General features: G+C 42.1%; 2 protein-coding genes and 1 pseudogene. All 3 read left to right on the forward strand.

From position 1 onward, the window contains the following. Window positions 1–220: 220 nt before the first annotated feature. On the forward strand, window positions 221–1,564 hold the full coding sequence (locus NWQ57_RS07695) for a tyrosine-type recombinase/integrase (protein ID WP_306021562.1): 1,344 nt from the start codon (window positions 221–223) through the stop codon (window positions 1,562–1,564). Continuing rightward, window positions 1,554–3,155, forward strand: a complete 1,602-nt coding sequence (locus NWQ57_RS07700; protein WP_306021563.1) for a site-specific integrase — start codon at window positions 1,554–1,556, stop codon at window positions 3,153–3,155. Before NWQ57_RS07695 ends, NWQ57_RS07700 begins: the two co-directional genes overlap by 11 nt. Further along, window positions 3,148–4,251, forward strand: a pseudogene (locus NWQ57_RS07705) (hypothetical protein); the annotation flags it as partial. The gene NWQ57_RS07700 and the pseudogene NWQ57_RS07705, both read left to right, overlap by 8 nt.

Here is a 4,251-nt window from a genome sequence, read left to right on the forward strand (position 1 = left end):
CAGCAGGCTGCACCAATGGAACCGCCAATCGACTTTGATGACGATATTCCATTCTAGGACGACACAAATTTAAAAATGTAGAAAAATATCTACAGAAGCACGCTAAAGCCAGATTTTATCTGGCTTTTTTATTTTTACAATAAAAATAAATGTTGAAATGTAGTTGCACTATCATTATATTATAAATCAACAAATAAAATTGTTGATTTATAGGTGTTCAATGAGGGTTGCTGTCCAGAAATTTAAAAGTGGTGAGCGCTATGTTTTTTTGTTGGGTGATAACGGATTGCCTGACTTTTGGGTGACTCATTTTGTAACGCAAAAGCTGCGAATGAATCATGCCGCAACGTCAATCGAGCAATACCTAAAATCCATCAAGCATTTGAAGGTTTGGGAGAAAATTAACGGCCGAAATCTGCTGGATGAAATCTACAACGGCAGCGTACCGAGCCGTGATGATATTAAAGAAATCAAAGAGCACTGCGCATATCAAGCCAAAGCCCTTATCAACAGACCCGCAAGTAATGTTGTCGACATGGGACAGTTTTATTTATCGAGGGGCGATGACAAGCCCACGGTCGGGAAGTCTCAGTACATATCGCGGATAGCACATATTGCCGAATTTCTGCATTTCATCGGGCAAGAGCGGGTTAAGCATAAGCCCACTGCGGCAGCGCTCTTTGATGCGCTCGATAACATGAAAAAGAGACTTAAAAGCGATATGCCAAAAGGGAGATTAAAAAAAGGCTCTTTAGATAAATCAGGTATTTCGGATGATGCCTTTCAGGATTTTCTCAATGTTGCCCGACCGGACTCACAACACAATCCCTTCAAAAACCCAGTGATTAAATTTAGAAACTATCTGATTGTTCAGACATTTTATGAAACCGGATTTCGCTGTTCTGAGTTGCTTGCGCTTCGTATCAGTGATATTGGCACCGACATCGATCAACCTACCTTGTCGGTGGTAAGGCGACATGACAGCAAAGAAGATCCCCGATTAAAAGAGCCCACAGCAAAGACACTTGGCCGGGAGGTTGCTATTTCAAAGCAGCTGAGAGACTTGCTGAATACCTATATTAAAGTTAACCGGAACAATACAACGGTGGCGAAAACCCATCCGTTTATATTTGTCTCTCACAAAGAGAAAAATGGTCATTATCAGTCAGGGCAACCGCTCATTCAGCGGACAATTAATCATCTCTTTAACACTATAAAGAGTGTCAATCCGGAGCGATTCTGGGGCATTTCACCACACTTCCCCCGACACTATTTTAACGATCAACTCTCCGCTCGTATTGATGAAGTAAAGCAAGCGGTTTTAGAGGAAGTGAAACGATTAGAACAGCAAGGTTTGCATCAAGCGGCAAAGCAATATGCCAGGGAAAATACCATCACCGAACAACGAGAGCTTGAAATTCGGGCGGAGCTTAACGGCCATTCGTCCCTTGAGTCAGGACGCATTTATCTGACACGAACCGCGAAAAAGCAAGCACATGAAATACGACAAAAAATGCAAGCCACGTTAACGCACACAGCAGAGAGAGGCGGTTATGTTAGCTAAAACAAACAGATCGCAAGGCGCTAAAAGGGCCAAAGCAAAAACAAAATCGGATAAGCGACGCAGCAAAGCAAACTACGAGTTTGATGTTTATGATGATGTTTGGAGATTAGATGCTAATCACTCTTTAAACTTTAAATTACTCGCTCCGCTGAATCTGGATTCAAGGTTTGAAATTAATTTCAAACTGGCCTTGGCTGACTATGCGTGTGAATTCTCATCTAATTATACAATCGGAATTTTCAAATTTACCAAGGCACTTTTCACTGCTGGCGTTAAAGACACGATTAATGAATCACACATCATCAACTACAAAGCGACGTTGACTAAAGGCACGGAGTGGAAATTGGGCTACATCCGTGCATTTTTGCTCGATTGGTTCGACAAAGAGATTAAAGGCGTAGATAAGAAGGCAGTAGAGTTACTTAATTCGCTAAAGTTATCTGGTAATGAAAAAGGCAGGGCCGTTGCATTAGGATGTCCTTACAGTGGTGCGTACACATTTGAAGAGCAAGCGGCTTTTATCAACTGGTATGTCGATGCTTACACAGAAAAACAGATATCGTTGACCGACTATGCGTTTATCATGGCGTTGCAGCAAACAGGTGCCCGTCCTGTACAGCTTACTCACCTGTATTGTGGCGATTTAATCACAAGGCATGAGGAAGGTATTGACCATTTTGACCTGCAGCTTCCCAATGCCAAAAAACGAAATGAGGGATTTAGAGGCTCGTTTCAAATCAAAAAGGATGTGAGTGAAGATTTAATGCTGGTGCTAACTGCGCAAGCCAAGGAATCCATCAAAACGATTGAAACGCACTTTGGCATTAAACTAAATTCACAGCAGAAAAGCCAAATCCCGATTTTTCTCAACGCTCGGGAAATCTCAGATTTATCAGACTTCAATGCATTTAGACAATTGCAGAAAAACACGCCTGATGCAGTTTGTATTAAGAAAGCAGATATTCGTTCTTTGGTGTCGAGAATAGCGAAACTTTGTCCTTTAAAAACAACACGGATTAAACTCGATGGTGAGTTTGGGGACTTGCATATCAATCCCAGACGATTCCGTTATACCCACGCAACCAACATGGCAATGCTGGGTGCAAGCGACTATGCCATCGCTGAAGAGTTGGGTCATTCAGATACCCAGCAAGTGAAAGTCTACACAGAGTTCAACGAAGATATGGCAGACAGAATTGATGCGGCATTGGCATCCGATTTAACGCCATTAGCGCAAGCATTTTCGGGCACGTTGATTGATAGTGAAAAAGACGCCATTCGAGCCAATGACCCACGCAGTAGGATTAATAACAACGATGGCAACCCTGTCGGGAACTGCGGAAAATTTGGGTTTTGTGCCAATGGCACCATCCATTGTTATACATGCAATAAATTCCAACCCTGGTTAAACGCACCGCATACTGAAGTCCTGAACACTCTGGTTTCCGAGGTTGATCGCAAGAGACAAATGGGCGCAAGTGAGTTTGTACTGCAAGCCAGTAATCGAACGATTAACGCTATCAAAGTGGTTATTGACAAGTGTGAGGCCAGAAAACAAGAATTGGAAAAAGAAGGCGCGCTAAATGGCTGATGCATTAGTATTTACACCAAAGCACCAACAGGATTGCCAGAAGAATTATGCGGACTTCATAGCGTTTGCCAAAAACGAATTAACGCTTTTTGCCGACCATGAATTTGAAAGCTCGGACGGCATTCAGAGAGGATGGGACTGTGATAAATGGTCTTGGGTGCCATCGAGCGGAAAGAAATTAACCATCGTATTTGGAAACAGTATAAATAGTTTCGAATATATTCCATTCAAGCAACCATTTGCTGATTTTGCTAAAGCCTATGTACGTTATGAGCAGTCGCTAAATCCTAAAAATTCAAAAAGTTGGGCTTCATCTTTAGTGTGGATCTATAAAGCGCTAGAAGAAAACGCGACTCAAAATGATAGATCTGATGTTGATATTATGCACCTCAATAATACAGTTATTAATCGTGTTGAGGAGCAGATCAAGAGTAGTGGATTAAGCGTTGGCAGCAAGAGCAATATTGGCCTTTCACTTAAAAAGGTATTGAAGTTTATAAAGAATAAGCGATTCAAACTAGACCTACAAGAGTGGTCAAACCCTTTTCCTAGATCATCTGATTCAACCATTAAACTTGATAAGGATAGTCGTAAACAAGAAGAAGACAAATGCCCCTCTGATTACCAGATGTTGCAGGTGGCAGATGCCTTTCATCAAGCTAAAACACCTCGTCAACAATATTTTTCCAGTCTTTGTGTAATGCTGATGTGTCAGCCCAGTCGCAGTGTTGAACTTAACGGCCTTACCGTTAATTCATTGCAAAAAAGTGATAAGGGCAGATGGTATTTAATGTGGCATCCGGCCAAAGGTGGCGATCCGGTTCGTAAATGGATCCCGAAATTAATGGAAGATGTGGTTCAACAGGCGTTTAAAAGGCTGGTTGACATCTCTGCGCCTGCCAGAGCTGCTGCAAAATTTGCTCATGAAAATCCAGATGTATTCTTAGTTCATGAGGAGTGCATTACATCTGCTGATTTTTCTCAAGATCAGATGTTAACGTATAACCAATTCGCCAAGGCAATGGGGCTTAAGGTTGGTGAGCAGAGTAACGGATCTCAAGAGAGTTGGGCTTACCCAAATGTGAAGTGGCTCCAT

Origin of the sequence: Paraglaciecola sp., assembly GCF_030730205.1 — a bacterium.
GTDB lineage: Bacteria > Pseudomonadota > Gammaproteobacteria > Enterobacterales > Alteromonadaceae > Paraglaciecola.